12 protein-coding genes and 1 pseudogene are annotated in these 21,153 nt (G+C 73.1%); 8 read left to right on the top strand and 5 right to left on the bottom strand.

The features are described from left to right. The first annotated feature begins 155 nt into the window (after positions 1–155). The 3 genes from bioB to ACN27G_RS05700 all read left to right on the top strand — a co-directional run bounded on the left by bioB (position 156) and on the right by ACN27G_RS05700 (position 3,618). Complete coding sequence (gene bioB, locus ACN27G_RS05710; RefSeq protein ID WP_421491716.1) at positions 156–1,151, top strand: biotin synthase BioB; 996 nt, start codon at positions 156–158, stop codon at positions 1,149–1,151. Between the two features lie 31 nt (positions 1,152–1,182). Then, entirely contained in the window at positions 1,183–1,437 is a 255-nt protein-coding gene (locus ACN27G_RS05705; RefSeq protein WP_421497252.1) for a hypothetical protein, read from the top strand. A 243-nt stretch (positions 1,438–1,680) separates the two neighbouring features. Then, complete coding sequence (locus ACN27G_RS05700) at positions 1,681–3,618, top strand: lectin (RefSeq protein WP_421491715.1); 1,938 nt, start codon at positions 1,681–1,683, stop codon at positions 3,616–3,618. Between the two features lie 60 nt (positions 3,619–3,678). Here the strand turns inward: ACN27G_RS05700 and ACN27G_RS05695 are convergent, their stop codons facing one another. Next, positions 3,679–5,301, bottom strand: a complete 1,623-nt coding sequence (locus tag ACN27G_RS05695; RefSeq protein ID WP_421491714.1) for an alkaline phosphatase D family protein — start codon at positions 5,299–5,301, stop codon at positions 3,679–3,681. Positions 5,302–5,455: 154 nt separating this feature from the next. After that, positions 5,456–7,987 (bottom strand): ATP-binding protein, encoded by a 2,532-nt coding sequence (locus ACN27G_RS05690; protein ID WP_421491713.1) that lies wholly within the window; start codon positions 7,985–7,987, stop codon positions 5,456–5,458. Positions 7,988–8,340: 353 nt separating this feature from the next. Here ACN27G_RS05690 and ACN27G_RS05685 point away from each other — a divergent pair, with 353 nt between their 5' ends. Next, a complete protein-coding gene (locus ACN27G_RS05685) occupies positions 8,341–10,356 on the top strand; it encodes a glycoside hydrolase family 3 protein (RefSeq protein WP_421491712.1) in 2,016 nt (671 codons plus the stop codon). An 86-nt stretch (positions 10,357–10,442) separates the two neighbouring features. Then, complete coding sequence (locus ACN27G_RS05680) at positions 10,443–11,117, top strand: SMI1/KNR4 family protein (RefSeq protein WP_421491711.1); 675 nt, start codon at positions 10,443–10,445, stop codon at positions 11,115–11,117. A gap of 117 nt (positions 11,118–11,234) precedes the next feature. On the opposite strand, the gene ACN27G_RS05675 is transcribed toward ACN27G_RS05680, so the two are convergent. Then, positions 11,235–13,778, bottom strand: coding sequence for a glycoside hydrolase family 9 protein (locus ACN27G_RS05675; protein WP_421497251.1), 2,544 nt, complete (start codon positions 13,776–13,778; stop codon positions 11,235–11,237). A 796-nt stretch (positions 13,779–14,574) separates the two neighbouring features. Here ACN27G_RS05675 and ACN27G_RS05670 point away from each other — a divergent pair. After that, the gene (locus tag ACN27G_RS05670) at positions 14,575–16,146 is read left to right on the top strand and encodes an aldehyde dehydrogenase family protein (RefSeq protein ID WP_421491710.1); all 1,572 of its coding nucleotides are present in this window, start codon (positions 14,575–14,577) and stop codon (positions 16,144–16,146) included. Between the two features lie 148 nt (positions 16,147–16,294). Here ACN27G_RS05670 and ACN27G_RS05665 read toward each other — a convergent pair whose 3' ends face one another. Beyond that, positions 16,295–17,398 (bottom strand): GNAT family N-acetyltransferase, encoded by a 1,104-nt coding sequence (locus ACN27G_RS05665; RefSeq protein ID WP_421491709.1) that lies wholly within the window; start codon positions 17,396–17,398, stop codon positions 16,295–16,297. 316 nt (positions 17,399–17,714) lie between these two features. Beyond that, positions 17,715–18,422 (bottom strand): annotated as a pseudogene (locus ACN27G_RS05660) (amino acid-binding protein); the annotation flags it as partial. Positions 18,423–18,705: 283 nt separating this feature from the next. Here ACN27G_RS05660 and ACN27G_RS05655 point away from each other — a divergent pair. Together ACN27G_RS05655 and ACN27G_RS05650 are read left to right on the top strand one after the other, a co-directional pair. After that, positions 18,706–19,827, top strand: a complete 1,122-nt coding sequence (locus ACN27G_RS05655) for a phosphotransferase family protein (RefSeq protein WP_421491708.1) — start codon at positions 18,706–18,708, stop codon at positions 19,825–19,827. Positions 19,828–19,884: 57 nt separating this feature from the next. Next, positions 19,885–21,132 (top strand): acyl-CoA dehydrogenase family protein, encoded by a 1,248-nt coding sequence (locus ACN27G_RS05650; protein ID WP_421491707.1) that lies wholly within the window; start codon positions 19,885–19,887, stop codon positions 21,130–21,132. Positions 21,133–21,153 lie beyond the last annotated feature (21 nt).

Raw genomic sequence — 21,153 nt, 5'->3', positions numbered from 1 at the left:
ATACCATCCGGCGCGCTCGCCGGCGGCCCGCCGGGCCGGCCGCGCCACGACCGGTCCGCGACGGCGCGGAGGGTGCTCCACCGGCCTGCCGCATCCGGGCAGGTGGGCCGGGTCGGCCCGCATCGACGGGCGGTCCGCCTTGTAGGGTACGACCCATGCCAGACATCCTCGACCGGGCACGCACCCAGGTGCTCGACGGCGGTACGGGGCTCGACGAGGCGGGCGTGCTCGACGTGCTGCGACTGCCCGACGAGCAGCTATCCGCCGCGCTCCAGCTCGCCCACGAGGTGCGGATGCGCTGGTGCGGTCCGGAGGTCGAGGTCGAGGGGATCGTCTCGCTGAAGACCGGCGGCTGCCCGGAGGACTGCCACTTCTGCTCCCAGTCCGGCCTCTTCGCCTCGCCGGTCCGATCCGTCTGGCTCGACATCCCGTCCCTGGTCGAGGCGGCGAGGCAGACCGCCGCCACCGGGGCGACCGAGTTCTGCATCGTCGCCGCCGTCCGGGGTCCGGACGAGCGGCTGATGAGGCAGCTGCGCGAGGGCGTCGCCGCGATCCGGGCCGAGGTGGAGATCCAGGTCGCCGCCTCGCTCGGCATGCTGACCCAGGCTCAGGTCGACGAACTGGTCGAGATGGGCGTGCACCGCTACAACCACAACCTGGAGACCTGCCGTTCCTTCTTTCCCAGGGTGGTCAGCACGCACACCTGGGAGGAGCGCTGGGAGACGCTGCGGATGGTCCGCGCCTCGGGGATGGAGGTCTGCTGCGGCGGCATCCTGGGGCTCGGCGAGACGGTCGAGCAGCGGGCCGAGTTCGCCGCGCAGCTCGCCGAACTGGACCCGCACGAGGTGCCGCTGAACTTCCTCAACCCCCGGCCGGGCACGCCGCTCGGCGACCAGCCGGTGGTCGAGGCGCGCGACGCGCTGCGCGCCATCGCGGCCTTCCGGCTCGCGATGCCCCGGACCATCCTCCGGTACGCCGGCGGCCGTGAGATCACCCTCGGCGACCTCGGCACCCGGGACGGCCTGCTCGGCGGGATCAACGCGGTGATCGTCGGAAACTACCTGACCACGCTCGGCCGCCCCGCCGACGAGGACCTGGCGCTGCTGGACGAGCTGAGGATGCCGGTCAAGGCGCTCTCGGCGACGCTGTGACGACGCCACCGGAAGGGGCGACGTCGTGATGATGCCACCGGAGCCGGCGGGGACCGGACCGGTCACGGAGCCGGCGGGGACCGGACCGCTCACGGAGCCGGCGGGATGGTGCGACCGGTGCGGTGAGGCCGCCGGCACCGGTACGCACGACGCCTGCCGGAGTGCCCGGACCCTGGAGCCACCGCGCTACTGCCCCCGGTGCCGGCGCCGGATGAAGGTGCAGGTCCTCCCCTCCGGCTGGTCGGCGCGCTGCGTCGAGCACGGCGAGACCGCCTCCGACAGCTGATCGACGACAGCCGATCTTCAACAGCCGCTCTTGGGCAGCCGATCTTCAACAGCCGCTCTTGGGCAGCCGCTCTTGGGCAGCCGCTCTTGGGCAGCCGCTCTTCGCCGACTGAATCCGGCCGCTGATCCCACCCAATCCGGCCGCCGATCCCACCCAACATTGACACTCTTTATTAAAGAGTGTTACCTATTACTGCCGGCCGGCGGCTGACCCTCGGATCCCGTCCAGAGAGGGAGATCCCGCATGTCCTCCATCCGTACGGCGGTCACCAACCGCCGGAGACGGCCGCGCCGTCACCACCCGGTCCCGGTCCGGCTGCTCGCCCTCTGCCTGACCGCCGCCGGCACGGTCGCCATGGCGGTCGCCGGTCCACAGCCGGCGGCGTACGCCGCCAACGAACCGGTCAACGTCTGGCTGACCAGCACCTCCGACTCCGGTGGCCGGACGGTGAGCCGGGGCCTGCAACAGCAGTCCCCGATCGCCTTCGCCGCCTCCAGCCCCGGGGCGACGCACACCATCACCGTCAACGAGAACACCCGCTACCAGCAGTTCGAGGGCGGCGGTGCCTCGATCACCGACACCACCGCGTACCTGTTCCGGGGCGGGCCGATCAGCGCGGCGACCCGGGACACGGTGATGCGCCGGCTCTTCTCCCCCACCGACGGAATCGGGCTCTCCTTCGTCCGCAACCCGATCGGCGCCTCCGACCTGTCCCAGCCCGGCCACGTGTCGCTGGACGACACCTGCTGCGACCTGAACGACTTCGGCGCCAACGGCTACGACACGAACGTCCGGCTGCTCACCGCGCAGGCGAAACAGCTCAACCCGGCGCTGCGGGTGAAGGGCGTGCCGTGGAGCGCGCCGGGCTGGATGAAGGACAACGGCCGGATGGACCAGATGGGCTGGTTGAAGTGGGAGTACTACCCGACGTACGCCCAGTACTTCGTGAAGTACGTCCAGTCGTACCAGGCCGCCGGGATCCCGGTGGACTACGTCTCGGTGCAGAACGAGCCGAACTGCTGCCAGGCGGGGAACCCGACCGCGATGAACTACCCGGGGATGAGCTGGAACTCCTCCGGCCTGCTGGAGTTCACCAGGAACCACCTGCTGCCCGCCTTCCGGGCCGCCGGAATCACCACCAAGGTGATGGTGCACGACTGGAACTACGGCGACTGGGGCCAGATCGGCAGCGGGATCGTCGCCGACGCCGCACTGCGCGACGATCCGCTCTTCGCCGGCATCGCCTGGCACGGCTACGCCGGCAGCCCGAGCGTCGGCTCCCAGGTGCACACCCAGTATCCGTCGGTACGCCAGTTCAGCACCGAGCACTCCGGCGGCACCTGGATCGGCAACCAGCACAACGAGGACCTGGCCGACATCGTCAACTACACCCGGAACTGGAGCGGCAGCATCGTCAAGTGGAGCCTGGCGCTCAACCAGCACATGGGTCCGCACAACGGCGGCTGCGACGTCTGCACCGGGCTGGTCACCGTGCAGGAGGGCGGCGCCCGGGCCGGCCAGGTCGACTACACCATCGAGTACTACACGACCGGGCACCTCACCAAGTTCGTCCGGCCGGGGGCGTACCGGATCGATTCGACCGCGAACGGCACCGTGCCGAACGTCGCCTGGATCAACCCTGACGGTTCCAAGGCGCTGATCGCGCACAACGGCGGCACCGGCAGCCAGTCGATCCGGGTGGTCTGGGGCGGACAGTCGTTCGCGTACACCCTGCCGGCCCGGACCACCGCGACCTTCACCTGGTCCGGCAGCCAGTCCGGCGGCGGAGGCGGCGGCCGGACCGGCCAGATCGTCGGGCTCGCCGGCAAGTGCCTGGACGTGGCCGGCGCCAACAGCGCCGACGGTACGACGGTGCAGCTCTACGACTGCAACGGCAGCGCGGCCCAGCAGTGGACCCTGGGCACCGACGGCACCGTGCGGGCACTCGGCAAGTGCCTCGACGTCCGCGACAACTCGACCGCCAACGGTGCCCGGGTGCAGATCTGGAGCTGCACCGGCGGTGCCAACCAGCGCTGGACCGCCACCGCCGGCCGGGACCTGACCAGCGCCAGCGCCGGCAAGTGCCTGGACGTGCTGGACAACAACCCCGCCAACAGCACCCCGACGCAGCTCTGGACCTGCACCGGCGCCGCCAACCAGAAGTGGACCGTTCCCGCCTGAACAGAAGGGTTGGGAGGGGGCCCTTCTACAACAGAAAACGATAAGAAGGGCCCCTTCCTTTCACAGCGGAGTGCTCTCCTGGCGGAGGCGCGACGAGCCGCTGCCGACCGACCAGCCGGCCACCCAGCGGCTGCCGCTCTCCGCCCGGGTCCGGTCGGTCAGGTGGTACCAGTCCATCCGGCAGTGCTGCGGGGTCACCTCGACCACCCCGTAGCCGTGCCCGTCCAGCTCGGTCCAGCGCACGTGCGGGTTGGTCGACCGGATCAGGCTGACGCCGAGTCTGCTCAGCGCGTTGCCGGCCGGCAGGTTGAGGAAGTCGTCGACGTTGTCGCTTGTCACCGACGGCACGACGAACTCGGCGGCGGCCGGGTTCTGGATGCCGGTGGACCGGGTGGTCAGCTCGCTGGCCCAGGACGTGTGGATGTCGCCGGTGAGGAAGACGACGTCGCGGGTGTTGTTCGCCCGCAGGTGGTCCACGAGTTCGTTCCGGTCGGCGTTGTAGCCGTCCCACTGGTCGGCGTTGAGCACCAGGCCGTTCTGCGGGATGCCGAGCAGCGCGCCGAGCGGGCCGAGCAGCCAGGAGGGCAGCGCACCGACGTCCAGCCGGGCGATCATCACCGGGTTGCCGACCAGTTTCCACTGTGCGGTGGAGGCTGCCAGGCCGCTCTTGAGCCAGGACATCTGGTCGTCGCCGGTGATCGTCCGGGCCGGGTCGTCGACCCCCGTACCCGACGACTGCTCCGAGCGGTAGGTCCGCAGGTCGAGCATTGACAGCTCGGCGAGGCGACCGAACCGCAGCCGCCGGTAGATCCGCCCGTTCGGGCCGGTCCGCACCGGCATCCACTCGAAGTACGCCTGCCGGGCGGCGGCCAGCCGGGCCGCGAAGCTGCCCTCGGTCGCCGGGGTGTGGTTCTCCGCCCCGCCGGACCACTGGTCGTTGGCGACCTCGTGGTCGTCCCAGGTGATCGCCCAGGGCACGGCGGCGTGCAGCGCCCGGAGGTCCGGGTCGGTCTTGTAGAGCGCGTGCCGGATCCGGTAGTCGGCGAGAGTCAGCACCTCGTGCGCGGGCCGCACGGCGCGGACCACGCTGCCGCCGGCGTCGAACTCGCCGGTGCCGTACTCGTAGAGGTAGTCGCCGAGGTGGACCACCAGGTTGAGGTCGCCCCGGTCGGCCAGGTGCCGGTACGCGGCGAAGTAGCCGGCCTCCCAGTTGGCGCAGGAGACGACGCCGAGGCGGAGCCGGTCGACCCCGGCCGTCGGAGCCGGTGCCGTCATGGTCCGGCCGGTCGGCGACCAGACGCCCTGGTAGCCGAAGCGGTACCAGTAGGTGGTCATCGGCGCGAGCCCGGACACCTCGACCTTGACCGTGTGGTCCCGGGCCGGTCCGGTCTGCTGGGTTCCGCTGGCCGCGATGCCGGCGAAGTCCGGATCCGTGGCGACCTGCCAGGTCACCTCGGCGGCGGGACCGACGCCGGAGCCGGGCTGCGCCTCGGGGGTGGGGGTGAGGCGGGTCCAGAGCAGGATCCCGTCGGGCAGCGGGTCGCCGGACGCGACACCGTGCAGGAAGGTCGTGGCTGCCGCCCGGGCCGGGTCGGCGAGGGCGGATCCGGCGAGCATGGCCGTGCCGGCGGAGGCGCCGGCGAGTCGCAGCAGGGAACGACGATCGAGGGGGGTATTCGTCATGTCCTCTGTGTCTAGTACGACGCCGGCCGGCCTTCACCCTGTTTCCGGTGAACGTTGGGGGTCCGCGGCGGGGCAGCAGGTCGACTTCCCCGGGTCGGCGTACGGTCCGGGTCGACGCACGGTCCGGGCCGGCCACCACGCCGCCTGATCGGGGCTACTCGGCCAGCTCGCGCAGCAGGGTGGCGCGCAGGTGGCGGGCCTCGGGGGCGTCCAGCTCGCCGCACCGGTCCAGCGCCCTCCGGCGCAGCCGCCGGGCGTCCGCCGCGCCCGCCGGGCCCGCGCCGGCCAGGGCGGCGAGGGCGTGCAGGGTCCGCGCCTCCCACCACGGACTGGGTACGCCGGCGAAGAGCGCCAGGGCCTGCCGCAGCTCTTCTGCGGCCGCGTCGTACGCGCCGAGTTCCCGCAGCGCCATGCCCTGCTGGTACGCCGCGCCCGCCTCGGCGAACGCCGCCCGGCAGCGCCGGAAGAGCACACGGGTGCGGGCGTACTCGGCGACCGCTGCCGGCCAGTCGCCCTCGCCGGCCAGGTCTGCGCCGAGGGCCATCATCGTGGCGCCCTGGGCGATCAGCGCGCCGGTGCTGCTCAGCCCGGACTCCCCGCGATAGAACTCGAGCACCTCGCGGTGCAGCTCGGCGGCCTCGGAGAACCGGCCGAGCGCGGCCAGGGCGGAGCCCTGCACGTTGGCCGCACACGCCTCGCCGAGCAGGTAGCCGACCTGGCGGAACAGCCCGACGGCCTGGCGGGCGGAGTCGACGGCGTGCAGGGCTCGGCCAGAGCGGATGAAGATCGAGGCGGAGTAGGCCAGCGCCCACGCCTCCTCCCGGCGGTCACCGATCCGCCGGGCCAGTTCCAGCGCCTGCTCCAGTGCGGCCAGTCCGTCGGAGTTGCGCTCCCGGCAGTAGTACCGGGCCCAGCCGAGGAAGTTGAGCAGCACCGCCTCGTCCCGGGCGCTGCCGAGCGCGCGGGCGGCGGTCACCCCGAGCGAGAAGACCTCCTCCCAGGAGTGCCGGTGGGTGGCCGCGTCGGAATACCAGTGCAGCGCCCGGGCCACCCGTACGACGTCGGCGTGCCAGCCCTGCCGGGCCGCGTCCCGCAGCGCCGCCGGCCAGTTGCCGGACTCCCGGTCCAACCAGGCGGCCGCCTCCCGGTCGTCGTCGAACGGGTTGCCCTTGCGGCACGCGCCCGGGGAGAACATCGCCCCCGCCTGCTCGGTCCGGCGCAGCAGCCAGCCGACCAACCGGTCGTGCGCCGCGCTCCGCCGCTCCGGAGGGTCGTCGCCGGCGAGCCGCTCGTGGGCGTAGAGGCGTACCAGGTCATGGAACTGGTAGCGGTCGCCGGGCGACAGCAGCAGGCCGGCGTCGACGAGGTCCTCGGCCGCCTGGGCGGCACTCTCCTCGTCGCAGCCGGCGGCGGCCGCGACCAGTCCGGCGTCGAAGTCGCCGCCGGGGATCAGCGACGCCCGCCGGAACACCGCCGCCGTCAACGGGTCGAGTTGCCGGTACGACACCTCGAACGCGGCCCGCACGTCGAGGTCTCCGGCGGTGAGGACGGTCAGCCGCCGTCGCTGGTCGCGCAACTGACCGACCAGGCGCGCGATCGTCCATTGTGGTCGGCCGGCCAGCCGGTTGCCGGCGATCCGGAGCGCCAGCGGCAGCCGTCCGCAGAGCCGGACGAGCTGCTCGGCGGCGGCCGGCTCGGCGGCCACCCTGCCGGCACCGACGATCGAGGCCAGCAGCTCCCGCCCCGGTTCCGGCTCCAGTACGCCGAGTGGCACCCGTACCGCACCGGTGAGCCCGGTCAGCGGGCGGCGGCTGGTGACCAGGACCAGACAGTGCCGCCCGGCCGGCAGCAGCGGGCGGATCTGCGCCTCGTCGGCCGCGTTGTCGAGCACCAGCAGCAGGCGGCGGTCCCGGGTCAGGGTGCGGAACAGGCCGCTGCGCTCGGCCGGCGGCACCGGCAGCCGGGCATCCGGCAGGCCGAGCGAGCGCAGCAGCCCGGCCAGCGCCTCAGCCGGATGCACCCGACCCCGTTCCGGCGCGGCCGCCGGTCCGCCCGCAGCCGTCGCCTGCGTCCCGCCAGCGGCCGTCGCCTGCGTCCCGCCAGCAGGCGTCGCCTGCGTCCCGCCAGCAGGCGTCGCCTGCGTCCCGCCAGCGGGCGCCGCCTGCGCGCCGCCGCCGGAGTCGACCACCGCTCCGGCCAGGTCGACGAAGAGCTGCCCGTCCGGAAAGCTCGGACTGAGCAGGTGGCCGGCCGCGACGGTCAGGCTGGTCTTGCCGATCCCCGGTGGCCCGTGCAGCACCACGAGCCCGGCGGTGCCGGTGCGGCCGGCCGCGAGATCGGCGACCAGGGCGCGCAGCACCGCCAGTTCGGCGCCCCGGCCGGCAAGGTCGGGCACGGCGCTGGGCAGTTCCCCGGGCACGACCGTGGCGGGCGTACCGTCCGGCGGGATGCGTTCGGTGCGGGCGGCGGCGAGGAAGTCGGCCCGGTCCGCGCCGTCGAGCCCGAGGGCGTCGGCGAGCAGCGTGGCGGTACGCCGTTGCGGTGACCGGACGCGGCCCCGTTCCATCTCCCGGATGCTCCGGACGCTCGAACCGGAGCGTTCCGAGAGTTCCTCCTGGGTCAGCCCGCCACGGCGCCGGAGCGTCCGGAGCAGGTCGCCGAACTGGTCGTGCTGCGGCTGGCCCACCAGGCTCCCCCCAACCACCCGTGCGCGCCCCCACGCGCACCGCACCTGGTGTCGATGCTTGCACATGCGCTGCGGTGCCGGCATCGGCACGGCTGTGAGGTCCACCATGTACAGCCGGTGACACCACCGGAGGGCGACGGCGGCGGCGAACGTGCGCGGCGTCTCCGGCCGGGCGGCACCGTCTCCGCGGTTTGCATGCCGATTCACCGCGTCAATGCCCGTAAAACCGGACGTAAGCGCCCGGAAAGAGCGCTCTCAGAAAGGAAACTTAACCGTTTAATATTGACGTCATCTTATCGACATGGGAATGATCGGTCCTGGCGCGTACCCCGATCGGTTCTGGAGGGCACGACATGCGTCCACATGCGCGATCCCGAACACCATTGATAACCCTGCTCACCGGCCTTCTGGTCGCCTCGCTGCTACCCGCCGGCAGCGCGTCGGCGGCCCCCGACGCCGCCGGCGGCAGCACCGCCTCCGGTGGCTCCGGCTGGCACGGTGGCCGGCCCGACTACCGCAATCCCCGGCTGCCGATCGACCGCCGGGTCGACGACCTGCTCCGCCGGATGACGCTGCCGGAGAAGGTCGGCCAGATGGCCCAGGCCGAACGGCTGGCGGTCGACGCCGATCCCACGCTGGTCGCCCAGTGGGGACTCGGCTCGCTGCTCTCCGGCGGCGGCTCCGTCCCCACCCCGAACACCCCGGAAGCCTGGGTGTCGATGGTCAACGACTTCCAACGGCAGGCGTTGAGCACCCGGCTGGGCATCCCGATCATCTACGGCGTCGACGCCGTGCACGGGCACTCCAACGTCTACGGTGCCACCGTCTTCCCGCACAACATCGGCCTCGGCGCGACCCGCGACCCCGCCCTCGTCCGGGAGATCGGCAGGGCCACCGGCGAGGAGGTCAGGGCCACCGGCATCCCGTGGAACTTCGCCCCCTGCCTCTGCGTCTCCCGGGACGAACGCTGGGGTCGGGCGTACGAGAGCTTCAGCGAGAACCCGGCACTGGTCAGCGAGATGACCAGCTACATCGACGGGCTGCGCAGCGCCGGCGTGCTCGCCACCATCAAGCACTACGCCGGTGACGGTGACACCGAGTACGACCAGGCCGCCGCCGAGGCCAACGAGAGTCTGCCGCCCGGCTCCCAGCGGTACGTCATCGACCAGGGCGTCACGGTGACCAGCCGGGCCGAGTTCGCCCGGACCAACCTCGCCCCGTTCTGGACCGCGCTGCGCCGGCACGACGTCGACAGCGTGATGCCCTCCTTCTCCAGCGTGGACTGGATCGAGGACGGGATCGGCAACCCGGTGAAGATGCACGCGCACAAGGAGCTGCTCACCCACGTGCTCAAGGGGGCGCAGCGGTTCAAGGGCTTCGTCATCTCCGACTGGGAGGGGATCAACCAGATCCCCGACCCGATCGAGCCGGACGTGGCCGGGCTCACCGCGTACAAGGTGCGGACCTCGGTCGACGCCGGCATCGACATGTTCATGGTGCCGAACAACGCCAAGCAGTTCATCGACCTGCTCCTCGCCGAGGTGCGGGCCGGCCGGGTCAGCCAGGCCCGGATCGACGACGCGGTGCGCCGGATCCTGCGGGCGAAGTTCGAGATCGGCCTCTTCGAGCACCCGTACGCCTCGACCCGCGACGTCGACGAGGTCGGCAGCCGCGAGCACCGGGCGCTGGCCCGGCGGGCGGTCGCCGAGTCGCAGGTGCTGCTGAAGAACAGCAACCGGGCGCTTCCGCTGCGCAGGGACGCGAAGATCTACGTGGCCGGACGCAACGCCGACGACATCGGCAACCAGGCCGGTGGCTGGACCATCAGCTGGCAGGGCTCCTCCGGCGACATCATCCCGGGCACCACCATCCTGGAGGGCATCCGCGAGGTGGCGCCGCGCGCCGAGATCACCTACAGCGCGGACGGCTCGGCACCGACCGACGGCTCCGACGTCGCCGTCGTGGTGGTCGGCGAGACGCCGTACACCGAGGGGTTCGGTGACGTCGGCGGGCCGGAGTGCACCTGGTGCTCGGCGCCGCAGCAGGAGGAGAAGTCGCTCTCCCTCCAGCCCGGCGACAAGGCCGTGGTCGACAAGGTCTGCGGGGCGATCGACACCTGCGTCGTACTCGTCGTCTCCGGCCGGCCGCAGGTGCTCACCGACCAGCTCGGCGAGATGGACGCGCTGGTCGCCTCCTGGCTGCCGGGCAGCGAGGGAGCCGGCGTCGCCGACGTCCTCTTCGGCCGGCGGCCGTTCACCGGCAAGCTCTCGGTGAGCTGGCCGGCGAGCGAGGCCCAGGTGCCGATCAACATCGGCGACCGGAACTACCGCCCGCTCTTCCCGTACGGGTACGGGCTGCGGACCCGCTGAGACCGGTCCGACGAGCCGCCGCCGGCCTCCCCACCTCCGGGGAGACCGGCGGCGCCGGCCGAGACATCCCGGTAGGGTGCGGGCCCGTGACGAACATCGAATGGTCGGGAGTACGCGAACGGGTGACCGCGCTCTCCCGTACCCCGCCCGACAGGGTCTTCGGCGCCTACGGCCACGAGTGGGCGCTGGAGCCGCCGCTGCGCCCGGCCGAGCTGGCGGAGCTGGAGGAGCAGCTCGGTGTCCGGCTGCCGGAGGACTACCGCAGTTTCCTGCTGGAGGTGAGCCGGGGCGGGGCGGGGCCGTTCTACGGGCTCTTCCCGCTGCGACGGGTGGACGGCCGCTGGGGCTGGGAGGGTGACGGCGGCGACCTCACCGCGCTCGACACCCTCGCCGAGCCCTTTCCACACACCGGACCGTTCAACCCGGCCGCCGGCCTGCCCGAGCCGCCGGACCCCGAGGAGTTCGGCACCGTCGAGGAGTTCGACGCGGCCGAGGACGCCTACTGGGAGCTGCACGACCGGGTGGCCTACGACCCGAGGCACACCGTCGGCACCCTCTACCTGAGCCACCTCGGCTGCGCGCTGCGGCAGATGCTGGTGGTCAGCGGACCGGAGCGGGGCACGATGTGGGCCGACGACAGCGCCGACGACAGCGGCTTCTCGCCGCTGGCCGGCCCGGAGGGCGAGCGGGTCAGCTTCGCCCGCTGGTATCTGGACTGGCTCGACCAGGCGACCGCCGAGGCGAACGCACCGGCACGCTGAAACACCGCCGGGTCGGGTCGCGCACACCGGTCGGGTCGCGCGCACCGGGTCGGGGCCGCCGGGCAGCCTGCTGGGGTACTGCCCGACGGCCCCGCCGGGGACCGGCCAAGGGACGGGTCAGCCGGTCGCGCAGGCCACGCCGTTGAGCGTGAACGACGTTGGCCGGGGGTTGCTGCCGGTGTGCGTACCGTTGAAGCCGAAGCTGGTCGAGGCGCCCGGGGCGAGCGTCCCGTTGTAGCCCACGTTGGTGGCGGTCACCTCCGTGCCGGACTGGTTCACGGTGGCCGACCATGCCTGGGTGATCCGCTGTCCGGCGGTGAACGCGAAGGCGAGGGTCCAGCCGTCGATGGTGCCGGTGCCGGTGTTGGTGATCGTGACGGTGCCGCTGAACCCGGTGCTCCAGTCGTTGCCGGTCCAGCCGATCCGGCAGCCGCCGGCCGGCGCGGTAGGTGTGGTCACCGCGACCGGCGCCGACGCCGCCGAGACGTTGCCGGCCGCGTCCACCGCGACCACGTAGAACTGGTACGCGGTGCCGGCCGTCAACCCGGTGACCGGGTACGTCGTGCCGGTCACCGTGCCGAGCAGCGCGTCCGTCGCGCCGGCCTCCCGGTAGACCCGGTAACCGGTGACCCCGACGTCGTCGGTCGACGCGGTCCAGCTCAGGGTGGCTCCGGTGGCGGTCACCGCCGAGGCGGTCGGGGTGCCGGGCGCGCTCGGCGCGGTGGTGTCGGGTTCGGACGGGTCCGGCTGCTCCGACGCCGCCGGTGCGGTGCCCCAGACCAGGGTGCTGCCCTCGGAGAGCGTCACCTTCGGGTTCGGCCCGGCGGTGGTCTGGTACGACGGGTCGTTGCCCGGATCCCAGGTGCCCCCCTCGGGCACCCCGATCTTGAACTGCACCTCCATCCGGTGCGCCGACTGCCCGGCCGGGGCGATGGTGTGGCCGGAGCAGTCGACCTCGACGTACCAGATGTCGCCGGAGAGCTGCCGGGCGGCGGTCGGTGCCGGGCAACCCTGGGTGTAGGAGCTGGTCACCTGGATCGGGCCGCTCCCCTCGGGCCGGAAGTAGTACCGGAACGAGGAATCGGTCAGCGCCCGGGCCGGGAAGGCGGACCTGTTGTAGACGATCGCCTTGATGCCGGTGGCCCTCGGCTCGGCCTGCATCACCGTGGTCTCCACGGTGATCTCGTCGATGTCCGGCGACTCGGCCGGTGGGAAGCTCGGCAGCGGCGTGCCGCCGTACTCGGAGACGAGCCGGGCCAGCGCGGAGGTGAGCCCGGCGTTGTAGTCGGTGGCGACCTCGTTCATCACGTAGTCGCTCCGGCTGTCGGTGTAGGCGTCGTTCGGCGAGGACGGCCCGCCGACCAGCGCGCCGTAGAGGGTGTGCCGGGTCGCCTCCGGCACCTGCATGCTGTCCCACCAGGAGCCGTGCGCGGTGCGGTGGTGCGGGTTGCGCGGCGGGTTGGCGCCGAATCCGATCATGTAGCTGGAGTTGCGCGGGTTGTCGCCGAGCGCATAGTCGATCTGCCGCACGGCGAAGTCGTGGTAGCGGGCCTTCCGGGTCGCGTCCGTGGTCCGGTCGCTGTAGACCAGGGCCGCGAACGCGGTGTTGGCGGCGTAGCGCAGCGCGCCCCAGGTGTCCAGCACGGCCATCCCGCCCGGCGAGGTGCGCACCTTCTCCCCGTTGACGCCGACGGTCCAGTAGTCGAGCCAGCGGTTGGCGTCGTCGACGTACTTCTGCCTCCCGGTCAGGTTGGCCAGCAGCACGTACGCGCCGAACTGCTTGTTGTCCCAGGCCACCGTCCACTTGTAGAGCCGGTTGCTCTGCTGCGGCTCGGTGCCGAGCCGGTCGTAATCGGTCTCCGCCTTTGTCAGGTAGCTCGCCTCGCCGGTGGCCCGGTGCAGCCAGATCGCGGCCCAGACCAGCTCGTCGGAGTAGCCGCTCCAGGAGCGGTAGAAGTTCGTCGCGTCGGTGATGCACTCGTGGTAGGCCCGGCGCACGGTGTCGGCGAAGGTGTAGAGCTGCCGGGCGTGCGTGAGCAGCCGGTCGGCGTAGGCAGGATCGGTCGGCCGGAACACCATCGAGGAGGCGGCCATCGCCGCCGCCGTCTCGCCGGCCAGGTCCGAGCCGCCACAGCTCGCGTCGATCTTGTACGCCGGGCGCGCCATCGGCAGCACCTCGGCCGGCCCCCACCACTTGTGGTCGTCGTCGCCCCTGCCGACCTGCCCGTAGAGCACGTTGGCCGAGGGGTGCGCCCGGATGAAGTAGTCGTTGACGAAGCGCAGGTTGTCGAGCAGGTGCGGGAGCTGGCCGGCGGCCTGGTAGCCGCTGCGGTACTCGACCGCTCCCCAGGCCAGCATGGTGGCGCTGAACGCCATCGGGAAGCCGAACTTGACGTGGTCACCGGCGTCGTACCAACCGCCGGTGAGGTCCAGCCCGACGCCGGAGCCGTCGGTCAGCGCGGAGTCGCCACGCCAGGAGACCCGGTTCCAGGCGGGCAGCGGGCCGGACTGCTGCGCCTCGTAGAAGAAGAGCGACTTCTGCAGCGCCTCGGCGTAGTTGAAGGCCGGCGCGGCGACCGGGGCCGGCGCCGATCCGGCTCCGGGGGCCGCGCCGGCCGCCCATGGGGCCGCCGCGGCGGCCGGGGTGAAACCGGTGAGCATCAGTGCGGCGGCGGTCAGTGCCGAGGTGCCGGCGGTCACCGCCCGGAGGTACCAGCGGCCCGGCCGCTGGCCGCGGTCGGGCCGCTGCCGGCCGTCGGGTCGCTGCCGGCCGTTGAGGCGTTGCCGGGCGCCTGGTTTCGGCCGGGGACCGGGCCGGGGACGTTGCCCGTTCGGCCGGGCCGGGGTGCTGCGGTCGCGCACTAGAATTGCTCCTGTCCGTGGAGCCGCGCGCGGCGACGCGTAGCGGAGGACACGAGGGGCGGATGTGGGCGCATCCGCCCCTCTCCCTGCGCGGGGCACGACGCGGGTGCGGGGGCTACTGCGGTCTGCGGTGCGTTGGCGCTGGCGCTGCTCTCGGGGGTCTGCGGATCTCGTCCATCGGAGCCCCGGGAGCGCTCCCATGGATAGCCAACAATGTAACTGCGCCATTGCCGGTTTGTGAAGGACCCAAACCGGCGACAGCGGAACCGCCGGGCGGGGGACGGCACGGCGGATCGCCGTGAGGAAAGCCCTTCCCCCCGGGTTGACGCGACTCACACCATCTATAAACATCGATCAACTGGCGACATCCTCCCAGCTCAGAGAGCTGAGTGACGAGTCAGCAGCCGGCGCCGCAGGGTCAACTGGCGGAACGGCCGTCCTGGGATACGGGCGTACGGTTGCCGCCGCCGAACGGGCCGGGAGACAGTACGCCCAGCTCAGCGGTGCCATCGACGCTGCCGCACGCTGCTCGTTCCCGGCCGCGCGGCCCTCGGACACCGGTGCCGCGGCGGCCGCCAACCGCTAGGAGACAGCGATGGCACTGCGCCTTGCCGACGGCACCGCCTGGCCGGAGATCCTGGCCCGCGCGGTGCGGGCCGCCCCCGAAGCCTTCGATCTCGACCGTCCCGACGGGACCGTCACCCTGCGCAACCTGATGACCGGCGCCTGGCAGTCGGCCGGCACGCCCACCCCGGTCCGTACCCCGGTGGACAACACCGTGCTGGTCAACCTGGCCAGGGTGGACGCGGACGCCGCACGCGCCGCCGTGGGGTTCGCCGCCGGCCAGCACCGGGACTGGGCCGACGTCCCGCTGGCCGCCCGGAAGGCCCGGGTAGGCGACGCGCTCGACGAGCTGAGCCGGCACCGCGACCTGCTGGCCCTCCTGCTGGTCTGGGAGATCGGCAAGCCGTGGCGGCTGGCCTGCGCCGACGTCGACCGGGCCCTGGACGGCGTCCGGTGGTACGTCGAGGAGATCGACCGGATGCTGGCCGACGGCCGCGAGCCGCTGGCCGGCCCGGTCAGCAACATCGCGAGCTGGAACTATCCGATGAGCGTGCTGGTCCACGCCGAACTGGTGCAACTGCTCGCCGGCAACGCGGTGATCGCCAAGACGCCGTCGCAGGGCGGCGCGGTCTGCCTCACCGTGGCACACGCGCTGATGCGCCGGGCCGGGCTGCCCGCCACCCTGCTCAGCGGTGGCGGCGAGGAACTCTCCGAGGTGCTGGTCCGGGCGCCGGAGATCGGTGCGGTGGCCTTCGTAGGCGGCCGCTCCAACGGCGGCAAGGTGGCCGCCGCACTGCTCGACACCGACAAGCGGCACATGATCGAACAGGAGGGGCTGAACGCCTGGGGCATCTGGAACTTCTCCCGGTGGGAGAGCCTCGCCGCGCACCTGAAGAAGGGCTTCGAGTACGGCAAGCAGCGCTGCACCGCGTATCCGCGCTTCGTGGTGCAGCGGGACCTGGTCGACCAGTTCCTCGACACGTACCTGCCGGTGGTCCGCTCGGTCCGGTTCGGGCACCCGCTCGCCGTCGACGAGGACCGGCCCGAGGGTGATCCACTGCCCGAACTCGACTTCGGGCCGCTGATCAGCGCGGCAAAGGCCGACGAGCTGCGCCGCAAGGTGGAGGAGGCGGTCCGGGGCGGCGCCGTACCGCTCTACCGGGGCAGGCTGGACGGTGCGCCGTTCCTCGCCGGGCAGGACACCTCGGCGTACGTGGCACCGTCGGTGCTGCTCGCGCCGCCGGGCCGGTCCCGGCTGATGCACGCCGAGCCGTTCGGCCCGGTCGACACCATCGTGGTGGTGGACACCACCGACGAACTGCTGGCGGCGATGAACGCCAGCAACGGCGCACTTGTCGCCAGCCTCGCCTGCGACGACGAGGAGGAGGCGGCCAAGCTCGCGGTCGACCTCCAGGCGTTCAAGGTCGGCATCAACCGGCCCCGCTCCCGGGGCGACCGCGCGGAGCCCTTCGGCGGTCGAGGCGCCTCCTGGAAGGGCGCCTTCGTCGGCGGCGACCTGCTGGTGCAGGCGGTCACCGTCAGCTCCTCGGCCCCGCGCCTGTACGGCAACTTTCCCGACTACAACAGCTATCCGGCCACCTGACCCGGCGACCTGAGTCGACCGCCGCGCGGCGGAGCTGGAAAGGGGTCCCTCCGGCCGTCCTACCGGAGGGACCCCACTCGCCCCAGTCAGGCGGTTCCGGCGGCCCGGTCCCGAACCAGGACCGGGCCGCTGGGTCTGTGCCGCGCCGCTACGCCTCGGCGACGGCGGCGGGAGTCTCGGGGGCGGGCGTCGGCAGGCCGCGCTGCCGCGACGTGACCCGCGGGTCGGCCAACGGCATCGTCAGAGTCATCAGGTTGCCGTCGCGGTCGATCGCGCCCGGCCGGTACATCCGGTCCAGGATCCGCAGCATCGCCACGTTGTCGGCGGAGGTGTGCGCCAGCAGCGCCGCGTAACCGGCCCGGGTGCCGTACCCGACGAGCCGGCGCAGCAGCGCACCGCCGAGGCCACGGCGCTGCCAGCCGTCCTCCACCAGCAGGGCGAGCTCGGCGAGCAGACCCTCTGCGGTCAGCGTCGCCGTCGCCACCACCTGCTCGGGCCGGCCGTCCCCGGTCTCCGCGGCCAGCGCCAGCAGGGTGACCCCGTGCGCCGGGGAGAGCAGCCGACGCAGCCGGTCGGCCGTCGGGCGCCCCAGCGCCGGATAACGGCGGTGCAGGCTCCGTGCCGAGCAGCGGGCGTGCATCGCCGTCACACCGGGCAGGTCGTCGGGGGTTGCCGGGCGTACCGCCAGCTCGGCACCGTCGGGGAGCACCAGCGTCACCCGCTCGGCGGCCTGCCGCACGGCCGCGCCGGCCAGGTCCACCAGCGCCTGGGCGCGGGCGTACTCGGCCGGGGTGAAGCTCGGGGCGGTCCGGAAGACCTCGAAGCAGCCGCCGTGCGGGTCGGGCAGCCGCATCGCCCCGGCACCGTGCTCCGGCACCGGCACGCCGGAGACCGGCCGCCAGGTGACGGAGTCGGCGCTGAGCAGGCTGCGCAGCGACTCACCGAGGGCGTCCGGGTCCCGGACCAACCGGCCCGCCAGGCCGAGCACCCGGGTCGGCTGGTCGGCCAGCCCCTGCGCCTCGCTGCGGGTCACCCAGCAGTTCCGGCCGCGCCCGCGTTCCACCGCCGCGACCAGGTCGTCGGCGGTCAACTCGGCCGGCGCGTCGACCAGGAAGTCGTCGACCGCCCCGGCCTCGGTGGTGTGCACCTGCACGGTGAGGATGTTGACGCCGCGCAGCGCGAGGCTCGCCGTGAGCACGGAGAGGAATCCCGGCCGGTCGGCCACCGTCGCTCTGATCCGCCACAGTGTCATCTGCACTCCTTCCCGGATCCAGCCTGCCCGCTCGCTGTTACCCGTCGGTTGCTCTGCCGTGACAGGTCACGCTCGCCCAGCCGGGCCGACCCGTGACCGCCCAGCCGGACCGGGTCATGGCCGCTCAGCCGGGCCGGCTCGTGATGGCCGGCAGCCGCCCGACGGCCGGAGCGGTCGCGCTGGGGCGGACCGGCGCCACGGCGGATCCGGAGGCCATCGCCGCCGTCATCCCCGCCGCGCCGTCCGGGCCGGCCGTTGGCGTGGTCGGTGTCGCCGGCAGGGCCGCCGCCTCCGGTGACTCGATCGGCTCCGCCGCCGGTGGCGCGCTGACCAGGTCGAGCCGGTCACCGAGGATGGTGGCCGCCGCCCGGACCAGTTGGGCGATCCGGTCCACCTCGGTGATGTGGAAACCGGCCGCCGTCAGCCCGTCGCCGTCGACCCGGGCCAGCATCAGCACCAGCCCGGCCCGGCCGAACGGGGCGACCGCGTAGTGGGTGCCCGCCGGCCCGTTCAACGACCGGGCCCGCAACGGGGTCACCTCGGGAAGGTGCAGCGGGCTCGGCGCCCGCCAGCTCGCGTACGCCACCGCCGGCGCGCCGCTGCCGCGAACCGTCCCCGCGCCCATGCCGGTGCGGGCCGCCCAGTCCGCCGGCACCACGGCCGCGGCGGCCCAGTCGGCGGCGAGCAGGCCGGGGACCGCGTCGACCAGCGTGGCCAACCCGTCCGCCGGGTTCGCGGCGATCTGGGCGAGCAGCTCCGCGTCCTGCCCACCGCCGTTCGGCGCGCCGATCGCCCGCCACATGCCGTTGACCCGCACCCCCGGGATGGCACCGAGGCCGGCGCAGAGCCGGTCGACCCGGGCCGCGCCGGGCCAGACCACCGTGAAATCGTCCACGGCCCGGCCGCCCAGCCGCTCCAGCACCACGACCTGAACGATGTCGGCACCTGCGACGCCCAGCGTACGAGCGACCTGACCGAGCGTTCCGGGTCGATCCGGCAGGGTCACCCGAACCCTCAGCAACATGTCCGTCCCCTCCGTCGGCGGACCGGCGCGCGTTCCGCCGGCGAGCTGTCAACCAGGCTGCCCTATGACCATTTCGCCCCTGTTGCCGTGGCATGTCCCGGCAGCAACAACCCGTGTTCACCCCGAAGACGTACGGTGCTCACCGTCGTCCCGCCCCGCTGGCCCGTCCGCTGAAGGCCCGTCCGGCGCCGTAGCGGGCCGATCCGTGTCTCGCGGGACGGGCGGCCTGGACGCACGGCTGGCAGGACTTGACTGGACGGGCCAGATGCCATCAACTGTCCGGATGACCGATCCGCCGGCCACCGCCGTCCGGCCGGACCCACCCGCCAGGCCACCGTCCGGGCTCGACCTCGACCGGCTGGCCGGGCACCTCGCGGTGCACCGCCCCGAGCTGCTGACCGGCCCGCTCCGGGCGGAACTCTTCGCCGGTGGCCGCTCCAACCTCACCTACCTGGTGCATGCCGGAGAGCAGGAGTTCGTGCTCCGCCGCCCGCCGCTCGGGCACGTGCTGGCCACCGCGCACGACATGGGCCGGGAGTTCCGGGTGATCTCGGCACTGGCGCCGACCGGGGTGCCGGTGCCCACCACCCTGCTGCACTGCGCCGACGAGGCGGTCCTCGGCGCGCCGTTCTATCTGATGGAGCGCGTCCCCGGGGTGGTCTACCGCAACCGCAGCCAGACCGACGCGCTGACGCCGGCCCGGCGCCGGCAGCTCGCCCTGGCGATGATGGATGTGCTGGCGACGCTGCACGACGTGGACCCGGCGGCCGTCGGCCTGGCCGACTTCGGCCGGCCGCAGGGCTTCCTGGCCCGGCAGGTCCGCCGCTGGGGCGGGCAGCTCGACCGGTCCCGCAGCCGGCCGCTGCCCGGCATCGACGAGCTGCGCGACCGGCTCGCCGCGACCGCGCCGGAGGGCGCGAACACCGGGCGGGTCGTGCACGGCGACTACCGGCTGGACAACCTGGTCGCCGACTGCCGCATGACTCTCGCCGGCACACCGGGGTCCGGGCCGGCGACGGAGGCGGTGACGGTCCGGGCGGTACTCGACTGGGAGATGGCCACCCTCGGTGATCCACTCGCCGACCTCGGGCTGTTGGTGACCTACTGGGAGGTGCTCGGCGACTCCGACGCCGCCGCCGGCAACCCGGTCGCCGACGGGCTCGGGCCGCGGGCCGGCTTCCCGGCCGCCGCCGAACTGATCGGCCGGTACGCCGAGCGCAGCGACGTCGACGTCGGCCCGCTGGACTGGCACGTGGCGCTCGGCTGCTTCAAGCTCGCCGTCATCTGCGAGGGCATCCACTACCGGCACACCCTCGGGCAGACCATCGGCGAGGGGTTCGACCGGATCGGCGCCCTCGTCGACCCACTGGTCGCGCAGGGCCTGGCCGCGCTCGGCCGGCCCTGACCCCGTCCCGACCGGCCGGGCCACCGGGGGCACGGCCGGACTTACCGAGGAGCACCGATGGACTTCGGCTTCGACGCGCGTACCGCCGAGCTGCACGAGGCGCTGCACGACTTCCTGACCGACCGGATCCTGCCGGCCGAGACGATCTTCGCCGAGCAGGTCGCCGCCGCCGCGCAGGCTCCGCCCGACCCGGCGACCGGCGCCGGGCCGTGGAGCCGGCCGCCCGTCCTCGACGAGCTCAAGGCCGAGGCCCGCCGGCGCGGCCTGTGGAACCTCTTCCTGCCGCACCCCGAGTACGGTGCCGGGCTCACCAACCTCCAGTACGCCCCGCTGGCCGAGCTGACCGGCCGCAGCCCGCACCTGGCACCGGAGGCGCTCAACTGCGCCGCCCCGGACACCGGCAACATGGAACTGCTGGCCGACTTCGGCAGCCCGGCCCAGCGGGAGCGCTGGCTGCGCCCGCTGCTCGACGGCGAGCTGCGCTCGGCGTTCTGCATGACCGAGCCGGAGGTCGCCTCCTCGGACGCGACGAACATCGCCACCCGGATCGTCGCCGACGGCGACGACTACGTGATCACCGGGCGGAAGTGGTGGTCGACCGGGGCGATGGACCCGCGCTGCGGGATCTTCGTCGTGATGGGCAAGACCGACCCGGCGGCGCCCCGGCACCGGCAGCAGAGCATGGTGCTGGTGCCCCGGGACACCCCGGGGGTGACGGTGCACCGGGCGCTTACCGTCTTCGGCTATTCCGACGGCGCGCACGGTGGCCACGCCGAGGTGAGCTTCGACGGCGTACGGGTGCCGGCGGACCATCTGATCGGCGCCCCCGGGGAGGGCTTCGCCATCGCGCAGGCCCGGCTCGGTCCGGGCCGGGTCCACCACTGCATGCGCCTGGTCGGGATGGCCGAGCGCGCCCTCGAACTCCTCTGCCGGCGGGTCGCCGACCGGGTCGCCTTCGGTCGGCCCCTGGCTGAGCAGGGCGTGGTGCAGGACTGGATCGCCGAGTCCCGGGTCCGGATCGAGCAGGCCCGGCTACTGGTGCTGAAGACGGCCTGGCTGATGGACACGGTCGGCAACCGGGGCGCGCACGCCGAGATCCAGGCGATCAAGATCGTGACTCCGGCGATGGCCGAGTGGGTGCTCGACAAGGCGATCCAGGCGTACGGCGGTGCCGGCGTCAGCCAGGACACCCCGCTCGCCGCGCTCTGGGCCGGGGCCCGGACCCTGCGCCTGGCGGACGGCCCGGACGAGGTGCACCGGGCCGCGCTGGCCCGCCGCGAGCTGCGACGCTGGACGGGCGACTGAGCGCCGCGTGCGGACGGCGCG

The sequence above is a fragment of the Plantactinospora sp. WMMB334 genome, from assembly GCF_049179095.1.
GTDB lineage: Bacteria > Actinomycetota > Actinomycetes > Mycobacteriales > Micromonosporaceae > Plantactinospora.
Note: the sequence above shows the minus strand (reverse complement) of the source record. Positions and strands in the feature narration are given on the sequence as shown.

What these genes read in the sequence shown, in the direction of transcription:
- ACN27G_RS05700 (WP_421491715.1), top strand. Translation starts at nt 1,681, where the DNA reads ATGTCCTCCATCCGTACGGCGGTCACCAACCGCCGGAGACGGCCGCGC.
- ACN27G_RS05695 (WP_421491714.1), bottom strand. Translation starts at nt 5,301, where the DNA reads ATGACGAATACCCCCCTCGATCGTCGTTCCCTGCTGCGACTCGCCGGC.
- ACN27G_RS05650 (WP_421491707.1), top strand. Translation starts at nt 19,885, where the DNA reads ATGGACTTCGGCTTCGACGCGCGTACCGCCGAGCTGCACGAGGCGCTG.
- ACN27G_RS05655 (WP_421491708.1), top strand. Translation starts at nt 18,706, where the DNA reads ATGACCGATCCGCCGGCCACCGCCGTCCGGCCGGACCCACCCGCCAGG.
- ACN27G_RS05670 (WP_421491710.1), top strand. Translation starts at nt 14,575, where the DNA reads ATGGCACTGCGCCTTGCCGACGGCACCGCCTGGCCGGAGATCCTGGCC.
- ACN27G_RS05685 (WP_421491712.1), top strand. Translation starts at nt 8,341, where the DNA reads ATGCGTCCACATGCGCGATCCCGAACACCATTGATAACCCTGCTCACC.
- ACN27G_RS05705 (WP_421497252.1), top strand. Translation starts at nt 1,183, where the DNA reads ATGCCACCGGAGCCGGCGGGGACCGGACCGGTCACGGAGCCGGCGGGG.
- bioB (WP_421491716.1), top strand. Translation starts at nt 156, where the DNA reads ATGCCAGACATCCTCGACCGGGCACGCACCCAGGTGCTCGACGGCGGT.
- ACN27G_RS05675 (WP_421497251.1), bottom strand. Translation starts at nt 13,778, where the DNA reads ATGCTCACCGGTTTCACCCCGGCCGCCGCGGCGGCCCCATGGGCGGCC.
- ACN27G_RS05665 (WP_421491709.1), bottom strand. Translation starts at nt 17,398, where the DNA reads ATGACACTGTGGCGGATCAGAGCGACGGTGGCCGACCGGCCGGGATTC.